Here is an 18,278-nt window from a genome sequence, read left to right on the forward strand (position 1 = left end):
TGAACAGTGCCGGTGACTTTGGGGTTGGCCCCAATTCTTTACCTCCTTCGCTTAGCACCGAATACCATAAAATCCTTAGATTGAGTAAGCAACACGTTGTGTTGTTTATCCAATCTACCACCCCAATTGAGTAAGTGAGGATGTCCATGCCAGCCGTGAAACAACAAGTGCAGCAAGAGGCTGATTTGAAAGGCAAGTTAAAGGAAGTTTTCGGGTACGGTCAGTTCCGGGGCGTACAGGAAGACATCATTCAGAACGTTATTGCGGGCAATAACACGTTCGTCATCATGCCTACTGGCGCCGGCAAAAGCCTGTGCTATCAGCTTCCCGCGCTGGTGTTGCCGGGCACGGCCATCGTCATTTCGCCGCTTATTGCCCTGATGAAAAATCAGGTGGACCAGCTGAATGCTTTCGGGGTGAATGCCCAGTTCCTGAACTCGACCTTGTCGAAGTCGGAGATGAACAAGGTCAAGAAGGACGTGATTAGCGGCGAAGTGAAGCTGCTGTACGTGGCACCCGAAAGCCTGACCAAGGACGAAACTATTGAGTTTCTCAACAAGGCCACCATCAGCTTTGTAGCCATTGATGAGGCCCACTGTATTTCGGAGTGGGGCCACGACTTCCGGCCCGAGTACCGCAAAATTCGCAGCATTATTGATGGGCTGGGCGTGCAGGTGCCCATCATTGCCCTCACGGCCACGGCTACCCCCAAAGTGCAGCAGGACATCCAGAAGAACCTGCAGATGGATGATGCCTCGGTTTTTAAAACGTCCTTTAACCGCACCAACCTCTACTATGAGGTGCGGCCCAAGCACAACACCAAAAAGCAGCTGATTCAGTACGTGAAGCTGCGCAAGGGCCAGGCCGGTATTGTGTACTGCCTGAGTCGCAAGAAGGTAGAGGAAATTGCTGAGTTGCTGAAAGTCAACGACGTGCGCGCCCTCCCCTACCACGCCGGCCTCGACCCGCACGTGCGCATGGCCAACCAAGATGCCTTCCTGAACGAAGACTGCGACGTAATTGTGGCCACCATTGCCTTCGGTATGGGCATCGACAAGCCCGACGTGCGCTTCGTGATTCACTACGACACGCCCAAGAGCATTGAAGGCTACTACCAGGAAACCGGCCGCGGTGGCCGCGACGGTCTGGAGGGCGACTGCCTGATGTTCTACAGCTACGACGACATTGTGAAGCTGGAGAAGTTCAACAAGGACAAGCCCGTCACGGAGCGCGACAACTCCAAGCTGCTCTTGCAGGAAATGGCCAATTATGCCGACTCGGCGGTGTGCCGGCGTAAGCAGTTACTGCACTACTTCGGCGAGCATTTCGAGAAGGACTGCGGCTTCTGCGACAACTGCAAGCACCCTAAAGAGCGGTTTGAGGCCAAGGAGGAAGTGTGCATGGCCCTGAAAGCGGTAGTGCAAACCGACGAACGGTTTGGCCTCGACCACATTGGCACCGTGCTCATGGGCATGAACAACCCGCACGTGGAAAGCTACGGCCACGACAAACTACCCATCTACGGGCAGGGCAAAGACCACGACGCTCAATTCTGGCACTCACTCTTGCGCCAGACCTTGCTCAGTGGTTACTTGGAAAAGGACATCGAAAACTTTGGCGTGGTCAAGATTACGGCCAAGGGTATTGACTTCATTGAAAATCCGCATTCAATCAAGCTCACCAAGGACCATAACTACGAGGAAGAGGTGAAAGAGGAACAGGAACAAGAAGAAGTTCAGCAGGCCGCCGGTCATGATGAGGCCCTGTTTGACATGCTGAAGGCCCTGCGTAAGAAAGTGGCCCAGCAGAAGAATCTGCCCCCCTACGTGCTATTTCAGGACCCGAGTCTGAAGGAAATGGCGACGACCTTCCCCACCAAAATGGATGACCTGGCCCACGTGTCGGGGGTAGGCCAGGGCAAGGCGCAGAAGTTTGGTGCGCCCTTCCTGGCCTTGATCCAAAAGTATGTGGACGAGAATGACATTGTAACGGCCGCCGACGTGGTGGTCAAATCAGCCGTCAATAAGTCAAAAATTAAGATTTACATCATTCAACAAATCGACAAGAAGATGGATTTGGAGGAAATTGCTTCCTCTAAGGGCATCGACATGCGGGAGCTGATGGAGGAAATTGAGCACATCTGCTACGCCGGCACCAAGCTCAACCTCGACTACTACATTGACGGAGTGCTGGATGAGGAGCGGCAGGAGGAGATTTATGACTACTTCATGACGGCCCAAACCGATAACATTGCCGCAGCCCTCAAGGAACTCGGCACCGACGACTACACTGAAGAGGACTTGCGCCTAATGCGCATCAAATTCCTGAGTGAGGTAGCCAACTAAACAACGGATTCAGACGGATTTGTCGGATTTTGTGTTGGAGTTGATTTAGTGGAAAGCCCCGCCAGATGGCGGGGCTTTTTGCTGCGTGGTGGGGTAGCGTTGGGGTCCAGTTGCCGGGCCGAAATGGCCGTTTTCAGAATGTGTACTTTTGGCGGGTAGGTAGCATTTCCTGATTTCTAATGGCACAGTACATTCTTGGTATCAATTGCAGCGGCTTCCATTCCTCGGCGTGTTTGCTGGGGCCCGATGGGCGGGTGCGGGTAGCCATTGCGGAGGAGCGGCTGAGCCGGGTGAAACAGGATAAGTCGTTTCCGCGGCTGGCTATTCGGTATTGCTGCGAGGTGGCCGGCATTGAGCTGACGGATATTGCCGACGTATTTATCGGCTGGAACCCAGCTCCCTACCTGCTGCAGCCCCAGCAAACCCTAGCCGATGCCTTCCAAAACCGGGGCAAGCTGGCCCAGCTCACACTCAATGAACTGGCCGCACTGCAAGGCGGCGTCAGTTGCATCAATCAAACGCTGACCGGTACGGAGGGCACTCAGATGCGGCTGCATTACGTGGACCACCACCGCGCCCACCTGGCTAATGCCCTGCTGCAATCAGGCTTCGCAGAGGCCGACTTTTTTGTAGCCGATGGCTTTGGCGAAACCACTACGGGGCTTATGGGCACGGCTACCACGGCAGGCCTACAGGAACTGGCCGCCAACCGCACACCTCACTCACTAGGACTGTTTTACGGCACTTTCACGGAGTTCCTGGGCTTCCGTCCCAACGGCGACGAGTGGAAGATTATGGCCTTGGCGGCGCGCGGCAACCCGCAGACGTACTACGAAGTGCTGCGGCCCCTGATTCAGGTAAGCGGCCTGCACTTTGAGCTGGACTTGCGCTATTTCGAGTTCTTCCTGTTTTTTACGCCGCACTATTACTCGCCCAAGCTGGTGGAGCTGCTCGGAGCGCCCCTACCCCCCGGCGCTGAGCCCGCCCAGCGCGAATTTGATATTGTGGCTGCCGTGCAGCGCATCACTGAGGAGGTTGTGTTTGAGCTTCTGGGCAACCTGCACGCCCGTACCGGCCAGCGGCGCCTGGTGCTGGGTGGGGGCGTGCTCATGAATTCGGTGCTCAACGGCAAGCTCACCCAACGGACACCTTACCAGGAAGTATACATCGGCGCTACCCCCGACGATACCGGCATCAGTGTGGGCAGCGCCTTGTACGGCCGGCAGTACGTGCTCAACCTTCCGGCCGAACCAAGCCGGGCTAGCACGCATAATTTCTTTGGCCAGGAATACGTGGCGGCTGACATTGAAAAGGAGCTCCAGCGCCGCAAGCTGCAGTATGAGTGCCCTTCTAATCTCACCGAAGCTACGGCGGATTTGCTTCACGAAGGGCTGGTAATAGGCTGGTTTCAGGGAGCTTCGGAGCTGGGCCAGCGCGCCCTGGGGCACCGGAGTATTCTGGCTAACCCCACCCTGCCCGACATGAAAGCCCGGGTAAATGCCAGCATCAAATACCGCGAAGCCTTCCGGCCCTTTGCCCCCGCAGTGCCCGTGGAACGTCAGCACGAGTTCTTCGATTTGCCAGCGGGTGAAACGGCTTATTTCATGGAAAAGGTATTTCCGCTGCTCCCGCTAGCCCAGCAGCGCCTCCCGGCCGTCACACACGACGATGGCACGGGCCGGCTCCAGAGCGTCCGGGCCGACGATAACCCACTATTTCACGAGTTGTTGCTCGCCTTCGAAAAGCGAAGTGAGGTACCTGTGTTGCTGAACACATCCTTCAACCTCAACGGCATGCCCATGGTAGAGTCGCCGGCCGACGCCCTGGATTGCTACCTACGCTCCGGCCTCGATGCCTTGGTACTGGGGCCGTTTCTGCTGCGGAAATAAGCTGGTATTCGTCCCGTATTCAGCAGAAAAGCCCGTCACAACGAATGTTGTGACGGGCTTTTGCTTGGGTCAGATACTCTTGCTGATGGGCAAAAGCAGCAGCTCAGGTTTAGCAGTGCTCCTCGAAGGCACCCTGCAGGTTGTTCACGATGCGCATCAAATCGTTGCCCTCAATGTGGTAACGCTCAATCATGTGCACCAGCTCACCATCTTTAAACAGGGCAATGCAAGGGCTGCTGGGTGGGTAGGGCAGCATATGCTCGCGGGCCTTGGCCACGGCTTCCGTTTCCATGCCAGCGAATACTGTTACCAGTTTAGCGGGCTTTTTGTCGGAGCTAGAAACGGCCATTTTCAGGGCCGGACGGGCTTTGGCGGCGGCACAGCCACACACCGAGTTAACGGCCACCAGTACGGTACCGCTCTGCTCGTTGAGCACCGTGTCAACTTCTTCGGGGGTCATCAGCTGCTCGAAACCGGCCTCAACGAGGTCCTGGCGAATCGGCGCTACCATGTATTCGGGATACGTGGCCATAGGTGAAAGCTAGGCTTTAAGGTGAACTATTCCGACGACGGGAAGGCCGGCGGCAGCACGAAATTACGTAACTGCCGCCGCACTGCCACGGTCGGCGTATAGAACCACGAACTGGGCCCGGAAGTTTACTTTCCGTAAAGCTTGGTCCGGCAATTGCGGGTAGCTTTTGCCGGACCGTTTGCTTACTACTATGACCTACGCTGCTTTCCTTGCCTCGCAGACCCAGCCGGAGCCGCCCGCCGGCTTGTCGCCCCTGCTCATTGCCCTTTGGCACGCCGGCCGCGACGAGTGGCACCAAGCCCACGACATTGCCCAGGACAATGAACACGACCCACTGCAGAACTGGCTGCACGCCTTTTTGCACCGCCAAGAAGGTGACCAGGGCAACGCCGCGTATTGGTACCGCCGCGCCGGGCGTCCCGCGTTCTATGGCACGTTGCGTCGGGAGTGGGAAGAGTTGGTTCGGACCCAGCTTACCGCTTAAACCGGCGTGCGGCCTATAAGCGACGTAAAGCAATTGGGTATATTACATCTTGATAAATTTACACTTACCTACATTCATTGATCTGATTTGCTGACCATTGCGTAATTAAAATTATATTTATCCCGCGCCGTTGAAACTGGCGGGATGCTATGAAAAAGATACCTTTCTTGTCCGCTACCTTACTGTTGGCAGCTGTTGCGGCCCACGCTCAGGTAGATACGGTGCGGGCTACTACCCTGCCGCCAGCCCAGCTTGCGGAGAAGCTTTATAACAGCGGCGTAGCCAAGTTCAACCAGAAAAGCTACCGGGCTGCTCTGCAGGATTTCGACCGGGCTTTGGCCGCCAAGCCCGATTTTGCCAAAGCGTACTACAACCGGGCTGCTGTACGCTACGAGCTCAAAGAGTACCAGCCCGCCGTGCAGGATTACGACCAGGCCATCAAGCTCGACCCTAGCACCTTTGGCTCCTACTTCGGACGTGGCCAGGCCCGCGAGGCCCTGAAACAGCCAACGGAGGCAGAACAAGACTACAGCAAAGCCACCGAGTTGAAGGCTGATTACGCGCCCGCCTGGTACTACCGCGGCGCCTTACGCTTCGAGAAAGCCGAATACCAAGCTGCCAAGATTGATTTCGACGCGGCCATCAAAGCGGACCCTACCTACGCCTACGCCTGGCACGACCGGGCCAGCACTCAGCGTCAGTTAGGCAACCTGCCCGCCGCCATTCAGGATTATACCCAAGCGTTAAAGCTGCAGCCCGAGCTGCTACCGGCCCTGCTGAACCGAGCCGCTACCCGCCGCCGCGCCGGCGACCTGAAAGGTGCCCTGCAGGACTACAACGACTACCTCGCCAAAAAACAGGATAACGCCCTCGCCTACACCAACCGCGGCAGCACCCGCTTCGAGCAGGCCGACTACAAAGGCGCAGTGGAAGATTTTAGCAAGGCCGTGGCCCTGGATGGCAGCTATGCCTTTGCCTGGAACAACCGCGCCGCCGCCTACCTCAAGCTGGAAGACTACCAGCGCGCCGAAGCCGATGCTACCAAAGCCATTGGCCTGAACGCGCAGTACGCCGAAGCCTACCTCAACCGCGGCCACGCCCGCGAAATGCTCCGCCAACCCGAAGCCGCCTGCCAGGACTGGCGCAAAGCGGCCGAGTTGGGACTGGAAATAGGTAACACCCATGCGGCCAATTCCGGCTGCGGAGCTGAATAAGGCGCAACCTACCTCCTGTTAAACTCAGAACGTGCTGTAGAGGCGCAGCCCAAGCATCTCGCTCGTGAGTAATCAAATTACCATACCACCGTCAGCACGCCACATGCTCTGCCTCTGCAGGATGAGCCGGTAACGCCACCATTGAATATGCACAAGTATTTACTCGCCCTGCTGCTACTCTCGGCCACGGCGGCTACGGCCCAGAACGTGGAGTTCAGCAAAGACCAGTTCGGCAGTGATAAGGAAGGGCTGAAAACGGCACAGAAGGAAATTAAGGCCGGCGACGAGTTCTACGACCTGGACCCACCCCGCTACGAGCAGGCCCTCCCCCACTACCTAGCAGCCCAAAAATTCAACCCCAATAACGCCCAGCTCAACCTCAAAATCGGGGACTGTTACCTGCACTCCGGCTTTAAGCCCCGGGCGCTAGAATATCTGCAGAAGGCTTACCAGCTCAACCCCGACGTAGACCCGCGCATTCATTACTTGCTGGGCCGGGGCTTGCACCTAAATGCCAAGTGGGACGAGGCCATTGCCGAGTATAAGCGTGCTACCCCGGCGGCCGGCGCCAAGAATACGGCGGGTTTCAGCCAGGATATTCAGAAGAAAATCCGGGAGTGCGAGAACGGCCGGAAGCTAGCGGCTAAGCCCAGCCGCGTGTTTATCGACAATGCCGGGCCGGGCGTAAACTCGGCCTTCGCCGATTACGGGCCGGTAATCACCGCCGATGAATCCGTCATCCTGTTCACTTCGCGCCGCGACAACTCCATGGGTGGCCAAAAGGACCCCGAAACCGGTGGTTTTTTCGAGGACGTGTACCAAAGTACTCGCACGGGCAAGGGCGAGTGGTCAGCGGCGCGCAACCTGGGCGAGCCGGTAAACACCGAGGGCCACGATGCCACCGTAGGCCTGGCGCCGGATGGGCAGCGGCTACTGGTATACCTGGAGGAAAACGGCGGCGACCTGAACGAGGCCAACCTGCGGGGCGCGCAGTGGCGCAAGCCCCAGAAGCTAGGCTCCCGCATCAATTCCAAGGCCCACGAGTCGTCGGCGGCCTACACCCCGGACGGGCGCAGCCTGTACTTTGTCACCGACAAGGAAGGCGGCATCGGGGGGCGCGACATTTACCGGATTGAAATTGAGGGCCGGGGCCCAGCCGTTAACCTGGGCTCTACCATTAACACTCAGTACGGGGAGGAAGGCGTATTTCTGCACCCCGATGGCAAGACCATGTACTTCTCCTCGGAGGGGCACAACTCCATGGGCGGCTACGACATCTTCAAATCGGTGTTCCAGAACGGCAAATGGAGCCCGCCGGAAAACCTGGGCTGGCCCATTAACACGCCCGATGACGACGTATTCTTCGTGATTTCCGCCTCGGGCCGCCACGGCTACTACTCCTCGTTCCGGGATGATGGGCTAGGCTCTAAGGACATCTACCAGATTACCTTTCTCGGGCCCGAAAAGCCGCCGCTGCTCAGCCAGGAAGACCAGTTGCTGGCCTCGCGCGTGCAGCCGGTTAAGGAAACCCTGCTGGCCCCGCCGGTAGCCATTGCCTCGGCCCAGGTAACTATCCTGAAAGGGGTAGTTACCGACGAGGCCAGCAAGCAACCCACCGAGGCTACCATCGACGTTATCGACAACTCTCTGAACCAAGTTATTGCCTCGTTTCAGAGCAATGCGCAGTCAGGGCGCTACCTGGTGTCGTTGCCTTCAGGTATCAACTATGGCATTGTGGTGCGCAAAGACGGCTACCTGTTCCACTCTGAAAACTTTGATTTGCCGGCCGGGGCCGCCTACTCGGAGGTAGTGAAAGACATTGCCCTCAAGAAGCTGGACGTAGGGGTGAAAGTGGTGCTGAACAATATCTTCTTCGACTTCGACAAGGCCACGCTGCGCAAGGAAAGCACCGGGGAGTTGGAGCGCCTGCAGAAGCTACTCACCGAAACCCCTGCCCTGCGCCTGGAAATTTCTGGCCACACCGACAACGTAGGTAAAGCTGAATACAACAAGGACCTGTCTCAGCGCCGCGCCAAAGCCGTTGTGGAATACCTAGTCGGGAAGGGCATCGATAAAGGCCGCCTGACCTTTGCCGGCTATGGCGATGCTCAGCCGGTGGCGCCCAACACTACCAAGGCCGGCCGCCAGCTTAACCGCCGCACCGAGTTTAAAGTGACGGGTAAGTAGGAGCTACGAAGGAAGGCGAAAAGACTGCGCTGCTACCCGCCGTTGCCAGCCTAGGCAGCGGGTAGTAACGCAGTCTTATGGTTTGGTTGCAGCTCACCAAGCGGCCTGTTCTCGGGATTCAACGAGGAAAATCTACCGCCCGGCCAAAGCGCCACCCGCGCCGTAGGGCAAGGGCGTAACTTGCTGATCCTACCCGTTTCGTTCATGCGCTTTTGCCGTTGGTTTGTTCTAGTTTTCCTGGGCTGGGCGCTGTTTAGTGCCGCGGCTACGGCGCAGCTACTGCCAGCCAAGCGGTTTGTAACGCAGTTTGGGGCCGCTGAGGGCCTACCGCAGCCATTCATCTATGCCCTGGCCCAGGACCGTGCCGGCTACCTCTGGATTGGTACCGCCGAGGGTTTGGTACGCTTTGATGGCACAGAATTCGTGACGTTTACTACCGCCGAGGGGCTGGCCGAGGATTTTGTCACTCGCCTGTACGTGCACCCGCGCACCGGCCAGCTGTGGGTTGGGCACTATCAGGGCGCGGTGTCGCGCTGGCAGGGGCAGCGGCTGCAGCGGGTATCTGCCCAGGCGGCACGGGCAGCGGGTTTTTCGGCCCCGCAGGGTATTGCGCCCCCGGATACAACACTGGCTGCTCCTGATGGCGCGGTTTCCTTATCGCAAGTACTACCCCCTGGCACCGTAGCCCAATGCGTGCTAACCGACCGGGAGCATAATGTCTGGATCGGGACTGCCGGGCGGGGGTTGTGGCGCTGGTCGGACCGGCATATTACCTTTTTTCCTTTCGTCGAAAACTCGCCCACGGGCACAGTGCGGGCGCTGTTCAGTCAGAACAAAGCCTTTGGTATGCTCAGCACGGGGCAGTTGTTTCAGTTAGATAAGAATCCCCGGCGCACTTCGCCGCTGACTGTTTTCCCCGGCAAGCTGCTACCCTACCCACCGAGCGTGGTGCTAGAAACGCCGGACGGACGTGGGCACCCGGTTGCCGATGGCTCCAACCCTAACTCTCCCCCCGCCTCTGTGTGGGCGGGCACCACCGGGCATGGTCTCTGGCAAATGCAACTAGCAGCTACCCGCCCCAAGCCCATGATGAAGCGGGTTCGACGGCTGCCAATGGACGCAAGCATTACGGCCCTCACCCAGCACCCCAACGGCGACCTATGGGTAGGCACGGCACTAGACGGCGTGTACCGTTTGCCCGCTGATTCCGCCCGGCCAGCCCAGCACTTCACCACGGCCAATGGCTTGCTGCACAACACCATCTACGCCCTCACGACTGATACGACCGGCGGCATTTGGATGGGCACCCACGACACGGGCCTGGCCGTGTGGCAGCGCGGGCAGTTTCGGTACCATCGTTTTCCCCAAGGCGGCATTGATGTAGCGGCGTTGCTGACTGATGAGGCCGGTCGCGTGTGGATTGGGACGGAAGGCACTGGAATCCTGTGCTACTCGAAAGGTAAATTTCAAGCCTACAGCACTGCGCAGGGGTTGGCTTCGCCTTATGTCTACGCCTTGCTACCCCTACGTTGGGGCGGCAGCTTCCAGCCCGACTTTCGCCGGAAGCAGATAGCAGTCATTCACCGCAATGCCATCAGTTTCGCGGATTCCAGGCAGCATTTTGCCCCGGCTACGTTGCCCGACAATCCACTGGTCCAAGGCCTGCTACCCCAGGTTGCCGCAGCCCAAGACGAGTATTGCATGTGGGTTAGCACCCGCTCCGGCCTGCTGCGCCTGCGCACCGATGCGCCACACCTGTTGCCTACCTCCAGCGCGCCGCAGCCAGCCCTACTAACCAGCGAGGTAGATGGTGCTGCCCGCCCGCCCCAGCAACTAGGTGATCTATCGGCTACCCAGCACCGGGTGTCATTTCGGTTTCGGGGCATCAGCCTGCTGCCGGGCCGAGCGGGCGTACAGTACCAGTACCGACTGCGGGGCTACCACGCGGAATGGAGCCGTCCTACCACTGTGGACGAAGCGCAGTTTCCGCGCCTCGACGCGGGTCAGTATACCTTCGAAGTTAGGGCCCGCTCCGGGGAACATGGCCCTTGGTCGAGGCCGGTTGCCGCCAGCTTCAGCATTGCAACTCCCTTCTGGCGCACGTGGTGGTTTGCCGCGCTGAGCGTGCTGGCGGCGGGAGCAGCTATTTGGGCGTTTGTACGGGGGCGCGAAATCACGCTGCGCCGCCAAAAGCTACAGCTGGAAACCACCGTGCGCGAAAGAACCGCCGAGCTGCGCCAGCAAAAAGCTCAAACCGAACAAATCAACGCCGACTTGGTGGTAGCCCGGGACGCGGCCGAGGCGTCGCGCCGGGCGAAGGCTCAGTTTCTGGCCAACATGAGCCACGAAATCCGAACGCCCATGAATGCGGTCATCGGCCTGACTCACTTGCTGCGCAATACTCCCGTAGATGCTGAGCAGGGCGAGTATTTGGAGGCCATTCAGTCGTCTTCCCAGAACCTACTGGTTATCATCAACGACATCCTGGACTCCTCAAAAATGGAGGCCGGTAAGCTCACCCTGGAGCAAGCGCCCTTCCGCCTGCCCGAATTGGTGGAACGGGTGGCGCGCATGTTTCAGTTTGCCACCGAAGCCAAGGGTTTGTACCTGCGCACCGAGGTAGCGGCCGAGGTGCCCGCCGCTATTCTCGGCGACTCCGTGCGCCTAAACCAGGTGCTGGTAAACCTCGTGGGCAATGCCATCAAGTTCACAACCCGCGGGGGTGTTAGCGTGCGGGTAAGCGTAACGGCAGAGGCAGAAGCGCCCCCCCGGCTGCGCTTTGCCGTGCAGGACACCGGGATTGGTATTGCCGCCAATAAGCTGGACGCCATTTTCGAGGATTTTTCCCAGGCCAACGCCAGCACCACCCGGCAGTTTGGCGGCACGGGGCTGGGCCTAAGCATTGCCCGTAACCTTGTGCACCTGCACGGCGGCCGGGTGTGGGTGGAAAGTGCGGAGGGCCAGGGCTCCACGTTCTGGTTTGAAATTCCCTGCTTACCCGCCGACGAAGCCAGCGTCCGGCCCGAAGCGGCGGCTTCCCTAGCTCCCTTCGAGCCGGCCCTGCGGGTGCTGGTGGCCGAAGACAACGACCTGAATCAGCTGGTAGCCCGCAAAACCCTGGAAGCTTGGAATGTGCAGGTAACTATTGCCGCCAACGGCCGCTTGGCCGTAGCAGCCGCCCAGCAGTCCCCCTTCGATGCCGTGCTGCTCGATGTGCAGATGCCGGAAATGGACGGGTACGAGGCGGCCCGCCAGCTGCGCATGCTCTTCCCCGACGCCGGGCGCCTACCCCTTATCGGCCTTACAGCCTCGGCCCTACCCGAAGACCGCGCCCTGGCCCTGGCCGCCGGCATGAACGATACGCTGGCCAAGCCCTTTGACCCCGCCGTACTCTACGCCCGCTTGGCCTACTTCACGGGCCGCACCGAAGCCCCCAGCTCGGCCCCTATTTCCCTGCCCCCCGCACGCCCAGCAAGTTTGGCTGCGGACGGGCCAGCCATACAGCCGCCCGATTGGAGCTTGTTGGAGGAGTTAGCGGGCGGGAACGAGGCCTTCGTGCACCAGATTGTTCGAACGTTTCTGACGCAGGCGCCAGCCCTTCTGGCCCAGCTCCACTTGGCGGCGGCAGCGGCCTCGGGCACGGAAATAGCCGCTCTGGCGCACAAGCTCCGGGGGCAGGTTGCTTATTTTGGCGTCGAGGGCCTGGCGCAACAACTGGAGCAGCTGGAGCAGCAAAGCCGGTTAGGCCATGAGCCCGGGACGCTAGCGGAACTGTTGGAGGATATAGAACAGCAGCTCACCCGCTTATATCCGCTTCTTCAGCGGCGTTTGTCACAAAGTACCGGGTAAACCACCTGTGCTTTTTCCGGGGCACCTTGTACCTTTGACGTTATGGCCGAAACTGCTACCACTCTCCGCTGCCTGGTTGTTGACGACGACCCGCTTGCTCTGCAGATCGTTGAAAACTGCGTGGCAACTACGCCTTTTCTAGTGCACGCCGGCAGCTGCTCCAGCGCCATTGCTGCCGCCGAAGTGCTGCGCACGGAGCCCATCGACCTGCTGTTTCTCGACGTGGAAATGCCCCTAATGTCGGGGCTGGATTTGCTCCGCACTTTGCAGCACCCGCCGCTGGTTATTCTTATTACCAGCAGCAAGAGCTATGCCGTGGAAGCCTTTGAGCACGAAGTACTTGACTACGTGGTGAAGCCCATCAGCTACGCCCGCTTCCTGCAGGCCGCCCAGAAAGCTCTTGCCGCCCACGAAACTCACCTGAACCCAACCCTCGATACCATTGTCGCGCCCACAAACACGCAGTTCACCTTCGTGAAAGTGGATAACAAGCTGCTGAAGGTGTTATTCGATGACGTCCGCTACGTGGAAGCCCTGGGCGACTACGTACACATCGTGACGGCCAAGAGCAAGCTAATTGTGTACAGCACGATGCGGGCGGTAGAGGAAAAATTTCCTTCTACCCTGTTTGTGCGGGTGCACCGCTCTTTTATCGTTAATCTGAAACGGGTGCAGACCATTGAAGACAACACGGTAGTCATCGACGAGAAGCACATTCCTATTGGCCAGACGTATCAGCGTGAGGTTTTTCAGCGTCTTAATAAGTTTTAGCCCGTCGGCGTTGCCTGCTACCTCCTGCCTACCTTTCCGTTTCCGCACTTACCGTCGGCGGCTTCTGCTATGCTGCTTGCTGGTGTTTGGCTGGTTGCTGGCTTTGCCTGCGGCCCGTGCCCAGCAGGCCGGCGACACGCTTAGCGCGGCCTGTCCCGCACCTAGGGTAGTGGAGCTGTGCGTGGAGTTGGATGCCAGCCGGGCCATTGACCCCGGCGCCGGCCCCCTGACGTTCCGCTGGGACATGGGCGACGGCACGCAGCTCACTGGCCCAGCTATTTCCCACTGCTACCAGGAGCGCAAGCGCTATACCGTGCGGCTGGATGTGGTGGAAGAAGCTACTGGCGAGGTGCGCCGCGCCGAAAAGCTCATTCCCGTCGATTTCACCCAAGAGATTGTGCTCAACTTCCGCGCCGGCTCCACTGACACCGTGCGGGTAGGCCAGCCCGTTGTCTTCGATGCCCTGGATTCGCAGTTGCCGCTGTGTCAAAACGTGGTGGTGCTGTGGGACTTTCGGGACGGGTTTGTGACTAACGGCCGGCAGGTACGGCACGCCTTTCGGCGGCCGGGCCAGTATCCGGTTCGCATGAGCCTGCGCGGCAACGGCCCCGACTCCTGCCCTAGCAGCCACTGCGTGAGTCGCACGCTGGTAGTAGTGCCGTAACACTTGCGCATAAACAACTGTAGGATTCGGGCGTTCAGCTATTTAGATGATGACAGAAGTTGGCCCTAGCCAGTGTTGCCGCTAAGCAAACTAAAAACATCCCAAGGCCTTGGTTTTGTAGCCCTGGAATTGCGGCCTTCTAGGCCTAGCTGCAAGACGTTACGTTACACGCTGTACTGCTGCTCGTCTCTGTGCCTTCTGACGCTGTACACGCGCATTCTCTTTTACATCACCCGGCTGCGTTGCGCCGCCTGTTCGTTTGCTACCTGGGTAGCGGCCAGCTGCTGCAGGATTCCCAACGTTAGCTCCCACAGGTCTTCGTAAGGAATAATTTCTATTTCGCCGTAAGCCTCACCGGGTTGAGGCGCGGCCCGCAGACGCTCCAGCAGAGGTGCCGTTTTTTTCTCGCAGGCTTCCGGCACGAAGTTTTCCTTCACCGTCATCAGCAGCATTCGAAAGAACAGCTGGCTACGTAGCGTGGCGGGGTCCCGCAGGTGGCGCTGCTCATACTTGCGCAACCCTTCCAAACGCGCCAGCAAGCCCTCAATGTCGCGGCGCCGGAGGAAGTATAAAAACTGTAGAATTAGAATAGCTACGTTGTAGCCTTGCTTATCGCGGCTATAGTCGGGTACCGTCTGCACGAACTGGGCGAACTGCCGCATTTTAAGCGGCGAAGTTTCCGAACGGACGAAGAGCAGATACGTCTCATACAACTCCCACCGCTGCTGCGCGGCCGAACGTTGCTTGCCATAATAGGGGTTCTTGCGGGCCTGTGATAGTAAGTCGAAGGCGTGCTCGTATTGCCGGGCATGCACGGCCAGCATGAAGTAAGTTTCTAGGTAATAGAACCAGTTTCCGGATGAGTAGTGAAAATCTTTAAAGTATTCCTCTGCCAGTTTTAACCCCTCTACTGCCTTGCGGCAGCGCAGGTGCGCGTACACGCTCATGTAGTTGTTAAAGCGCTTGTCGAAGCGCTTCTGATTGATGCGGCCCTGCTGCCAATCTCGCTCTGTATCGGCCGTTATTTTAATAATCTCTTGGTAGTTACCTATTGCTTCTTCCCTGGATAACTTGGTTACATACAAGTAATAAAAGGTGTTATAGCTCTTCACTTTCTTATGCAGATTCTCGAGGTGTTCCAAGTGCAAGGGCAACTGTTGCATCAGAAACTGTCGGGCCCGAATCCGGTAAATGGAGAGTAATTTGACCTCATAAAACCGTTGCTCCGCTTCATCTTCCAGCGTTAATCTTTCCTGCAGCTTGCTAAGTTGCTGGTTCATCGCTTTGAACCGGACCGGATTACGCATTTCAGCGTACATGTTGCGTAAAATGCGGGTGCACATAACGGCATACTGCGTTAGCTCCGCTTCAGAGGCTACTAGCAATGCCTTCCGGTATAGCTTCTCCGCTAAAGTGTACTCTGCCTCTCCGGTCAAGATGCGCGCTTGGTGCAAAAGGCCCAGGCAGTGCTGCTCGTGCCGCCGGGCAACCATGTGGCGGATGTCGGTATGGTCAAGAAAGTACAGGTGATTCAGTAGTTTCTGCTGTACCCTCGACTTAAGCTGCCGAAATGCAGTCTGGCTTTTTGCCTCCGCATTGCCGTACAGCGTTTTTACAAGCTTGTTCTGGGTGATATTAGGCTCTTGTTCCAGCAGCCGAACAAGCTGCAGATCTTTATTCGCCGTTCTACGAGCCGAGAAATCTAGAAAAGGCAATACCGCCAATCTACGATCTGTCACAATTTTTACTAAAGTAGCTAATTCATTCATAGCTCAAAGCGCTTATACAGTGTTTTTAGGCAGCTATGCAGTGCATGCTTGCCTGCAAATCTATGTCACAATTTAGAAAATTAAGGCCTTTGCCTAACCGATGTGCTGTCCTTCTTTTGTACTTGGGTTTTTCTGTATAATTCTTAGCTCGCATGTCACATTTCAGTTGAAATTGGCCAGCATTTTTGCCGATTTTCTACTTAAATAATTCAATTATATATCAAAACAGGCATAAATACGAGTTTAGCCTAACGTGATTCTGAGCTTAAAACAGCGTCACGTTTACGCATTTTCTTTCCTTTACGCAGGCTGGTTTGGAACCCACCTTTGTGTCAGTCAATCACTTGAACCACAAACAATTCCAGATCATGTTAAAGGTATTCATCCTCGGCCTGCTTCCCTTCTCAGCTCTCACTATCACTGCTGCCTCCCAGCAGAAACCGGCCGCCACAGTCTCCGCTCCTGTTGCGGTGCATGGTACTAATGGATGGGGCGAAGGTTATTTGGCTTTAGGTCACGGCACCAATGGCTGGGGCGAAGGCTACTTAGCCGTAGGTCACGGCACCAACGGGTGGGGCGAAGGTTACCTAGCAGTAGGACATGGTACCAATGGTTGGGGCGAAGGCTACCTAGCAGTAGGTCACGGTACTAATGGTTGGGGTGAAGGTTATTTGGCAGTAGGCCATGGCACTAATGGCTGGGGCGAGGGCTACTTGGTAGTGGAACACGGCACCAATGGCTGGGGTGAAGGCTACAAGCATTTCGCTTCTGCAAGCAGCGTGTGCTGATATCTCCTCTTAAAACGTGGTAACTTGCCGGGCCTAATACTCTGCGTGGTTACCCGTTCATGAAGCAACTTCTTCCCGGTCTGATTTTGCTGTTGTGGGCCAGCCTTTGCTCCTCCTGCTCCCCCACTCCCGCCGACACTACCTCTACTATCCGTATCCGATGGGCCCGGGACCCCGAGAATCTAGATCCGCTTATTGTCGATAATCCCAGTTCGAACGAAACCATTAACCTTCTGCATTGCAGCCTCTTACGGACCAGCGAAGCAGCTCACGGTTTCGCTCCCTGGCTGGCAGCCGCATTGCCTACCACCCAAGCCCTGAACGACTCCCTGCAACTGGTTACCTACCAGCTGCGCCCCGAGGCAACCTGGGATAATGGCTCGCCCGTGCTAGCGCGTGATGTGGCCTTCACCCTAAAGGTTATGAACTGCCCAGGGCTACCCATTGAAATAGCCCAGGCTCATTACGGGGTCATTCGCGACATTCTCCTGGACCCCAAAGATTCCCGCCGCTTTACGCTGGTAGTTGCCAGCCAAGACGTGGGCACTTCCGGCGACTACTCCATCCTTCCTGAATACGCCCTTGATCCGCAGGGCAAGCTGCGGGCCGTTTCCGTGCCGGAACTACGCCGGCAGCAGCAACCGGCCCTGGCCGCCGAGTTTGCGCGGCGGTACCAATCTCTGGACCTAGCTCGCCATCCGGAACGTGCGCCCGGCTGTGGGCCCTACCGGCTGGTAAAGTGGCAGAGTGGCCGCTCCCTTACGTTACAACGCAAAGCCAATTGGTGGGCCGACAAGATTTCCACGCCCCCCGCTGTGCTGCAGGCTTACCCTGAGCGCCTGACGTTTCAGGTAATTCCGGACGCTGGCACCGCTACCCTGGCCTTGCGGCGCGGAGAATTGGAGCTATACGCCATGATGCCGGCCGGCGAATTTGCCCGCCTGCAACAGTCGGCCACCGATACGGAGCGGCTGCAGTTTTACACCACCGATTCCTATCAGTTTCTGACGGCGAGCTTCAACGTGCGCCAGCCAGCACTTCAGGACCGGCTTACCCGGCAGGCCCTGACGCATCTTTTCAATGTTCCCGCTCTCATTCAGGCCTCTCAGCAGGGAGCTGCCTACCCCAGCGTAGGCCTGATTAGCCCGCGCCTGAAACCTTACTACAACGACAGCCTACCCCTGCCCGACTTCAACCCGGCCCAGGCCGTTCGGCTGCTGCAGCAAGCCGGCTGGCAACGCTCAGCCACGGGCAGTTGGCAGCGCGGCACTACTGCGCAGCCAGTATTGCTTAAGCTCAGGGTGAGCTACCGGGCCGGTGAGCCCAGTTTCGAAACCGCGGCCCTGCAGTTCAGAGCCGCTGCGGCCGCCCTGGGTATTTCCATTGAGCTTCGTCCTACGGAGCCCTCTTTGCTGAGCCGCCAGGTGCGCGCCGGCGACACGGATATTACCATTAGTAACTTGTCGGGGCAGCCTTTTTCCTACGATTTTACTTCGTTACTGCATTCCTCAAGCGTAGGCGTGAGCAACTTCACAGGCTTTTCTAACCCCGCTGCCGATGCCCTAATTGAGCAGTTGGTAGCAACCCAGCAGCCCGCGCGCAAGACGGTATTGCTACGCCGATTTCAGCGCTTATTGGCGCAGGAACGCCCTTTTACGGTGCTTTACTTTCTGAAACACCGGATTGCTGCTTCGCGGCGCTTGGGGCCCATTCCCGTCACGGGGTTAAAGCCGGGCTATGAAGCCGCCCGCATTCGGCCCCTACCCCTGCCGGCTCAATAAAGGTT

Annotated in this window: 12 protein-coding genes; 10 read left to right on the plus strand and 2 right to left on the minus strand. The window is 57.9% G+C overall.

The window, feature by feature from the left end; translation table 11 throughout:
• Window positions 1–146 precede the first annotated feature (146 nt).
• Together recQ and MWH26_RS14095 are read left to right on the plus strand one after the other, a co-directional pair.
• Window positions 147–2,345, plus strand: a complete 2,199-nt coding sequence (recQ, locus tag MWH26_RS14090; RefSeq protein WP_247974791.1) for a DNA helicase RecQ — start codon at window positions 147–149, stop codon at window positions 2,343–2,345.
• A gap of 179 nt (window positions 2,346–2,524) precedes the next feature.
• The gene (locus MWH26_RS14095; protein WP_247974792.1) at window positions 2,525–4,234 is read left to right on the plus strand and encodes a carbamoyltransferase family protein; all 1,710 of its coding nucleotides are present in this window, start codon (window positions 2,525–2,527) and stop codon (window positions 4,232–4,234) included.
• 109 nt (window positions 4,235–4,343) lie between these two features.
• On the opposite strand, the gene MWH26_RS14100 is transcribed toward MWH26_RS14095, so the two are convergent.
• On the minus strand, window positions 4,344–4,766 hold the full coding sequence (locus MWH26_RS14100) for a BrxA/BrxB family bacilliredoxin (RefSeq protein WP_188556178.1): 423 nt from the start codon (window positions 4,764–4,766) through the stop codon (window positions 4,344–4,346).
• 190 nt (window positions 4,767–4,956) lie between these two features.
• Between MWH26_RS14100 and MWH26_RS14105 the strand changes: the two genes are divergently transcribed.
• From MWH26_RS14105 to MWH26_RS14130, 6 genes are all read left to right on the plus strand, one after another.
• Window positions 4,957–5,250: a hypothetical protein gene (locus MWH26_RS14105; RefSeq protein ID WP_247974793.1), complete on the plus strand. Its 294-nt coding sequence runs from the start codon at window positions 4,957–4,959 to the stop codon at window positions 5,248–5,250.
• Between the two features lie 149 nt (window positions 5,251–5,399).
• Window positions 5,400–6,464 carry a tetratricopeptide repeat protein gene (locus MWH26_RS14110; protein ID WP_247974794.1) on the plus strand — a complete coding sequence of 355 codons (1,065 nt, stop codon included), beginning with the start codon at window positions 5,400–5,402 and terminating at the stop codon, window positions 6,462–6,464.
• Window positions 6,465–6,611: 147 nt separating this feature from the next.
• Window positions 6,612–8,651, plus strand: a complete 2,040-nt coding sequence (locus MWH26_RS14115; RefSeq protein WP_247974795.1) for an OmpA family protein — start codon at window positions 6,612–6,614, stop codon at window positions 8,649–8,651.
• 204 nt (window positions 8,652–8,855) lie between these two features.
• A complete protein-coding gene (locus MWH26_RS14120; protein WP_247974796.1) occupies window positions 8,856–12,500 on the plus strand; it encodes a hybrid sensor histidine kinase/response regulator in 3,645 nt (1,214 codons plus the stop codon).
• Window positions 12,501–12,542: 42 nt separating this feature from the next.
• Entirely contained in the window at window positions 12,543–13,271 is a 729-nt protein-coding gene (locus tag MWH26_RS14125; RefSeq protein WP_247974797.1) for a LytR/AlgR family response regulator transcription factor, read from the plus strand.
• A 10-nt stretch (window positions 13,272–13,281) separates the two neighbouring features.
• Window positions 13,282–13,935 (plus strand): PKD domain-containing protein, encoded by a 654-nt coding sequence (locus tag MWH26_RS14130; protein WP_247974798.1) that lies wholly within the window; start codon window positions 13,282–13,284, stop codon window positions 13,933–13,935.
• Between the two features lie 224 nt (window positions 13,936–14,159).
• On the opposite strand, the gene MWH26_RS14135 is transcribed toward MWH26_RS14130, so the two are convergent.
• Window positions 14,160–15,215: a hypothetical protein gene (locus MWH26_RS14135; RefSeq protein ID WP_247974799.1), complete on the minus strand. Its 1,056-nt coding sequence runs from the start codon at window positions 15,213–15,215 to the stop codon at window positions 14,160–14,162.
• An 803-nt stretch (window positions 15,216–16,018) separates the two neighbouring features.
• On the opposite strand from MWH26_RS14135, the gene MWH26_RS14140 reads away from it, so the two are divergent.
• Complete coding sequence (locus MWH26_RS14140) at window positions 16,019–16,492, plus strand: hypothetical protein (protein WP_247974800.1); 474 nt, start codon at window positions 16,019–16,021, stop codon at window positions 16,490–16,492.
• A gap of 59 nt (window positions 16,493–16,551) precedes the next feature.
• Window positions 16,552–18,273: an ABC transporter substrate-binding protein gene (locus MWH26_RS14145; RefSeq protein ID WP_247974801.1), complete on the plus strand. Its 1,722-nt coding sequence runs from the start codon at window positions 16,552–16,554 to the stop codon at window positions 18,271–18,273.
• Window positions 18,274–18,278: the final 5 nt, after the last annotated feature.

This window comes from Hymenobacter sublimis (assembly GCF_023101345.1).
GTDB classification, from domain to species: domain Bacteria; phylum Bacteroidota; class Bacteroidia; order Cytophagales; family Hymenobacteraceae; genus Hymenobacter; species Hymenobacter sublimis.

Excerpts from the sequence above, each read along its gene's own strand:
- recQ (WP_247974791.1), top strand. The coding sequence starts at position 147 with ATGCCAGCCGTGAAACAACAAGTGCAGCAAGAGGCTGATTTGAAAGGC.
- MWH26_RS14095 (WP_247974792.1), top strand. The coding sequence starts at position 2,525 with ATGGCACAGTACATTCTTGGTATCAATTGCAGCGGCTTCCATTCCTCG.
- MWH26_RS14100 (WP_188556178.1), bottom strand. The coding sequence starts at position 4,766 with ATGGCCACGTATCCCGAATACATGGTAGCGCCGATTCGCCAGGACCTC.
- MWH26_RS14105 (WP_247974793.1), top strand. The coding sequence starts at position 4,957 with ATGACCTACGCTGCTTTCCTTGCCTCGCAGACCCAGCCGGAGCCGCCC.
- MWH26_RS14110 (WP_247974794.1), top strand. The coding sequence starts at position 5,400 with ATGAAAAAGATACCTTTCTTGTCCGCTACCTTACTGTTGGCAGCTGTT.
- MWH26_RS14115 (WP_247974795.1), top strand. The coding sequence starts at position 6,612 with ATGCACAAGTATTTACTCGCCCTGCTGCTACTCTCGGCCACGGCGGCT.
- MWH26_RS14120 (WP_247974796.1), top strand. The coding sequence starts at position 8,856 with ATGCGCTTTTGCCGTTGGTTTGTTCTAGTTTTCCTGGGCTGGGCGCTG.
- MWH26_RS14125 (WP_247974797.1), top strand. The coding sequence starts at position 12,543 with ATGGCCGAAACTGCTACCACTCTCCGCTGCCTGGTTGTTGACGACGAC.
- MWH26_RS14135 (WP_247974799.1), bottom strand. The coding sequence starts at position 15,215 with ATGAACCAGCAACTTAGCAAGCTGCAGGAAAGATTAACGCTGGAAGAT.
- MWH26_RS14145 (WP_247974801.1), top strand. The coding sequence starts at position 16,552 with ATGAAGCAACTTCTTCCCGGTCTGATTTTGCTGTTGTGGGCCAGCCTT.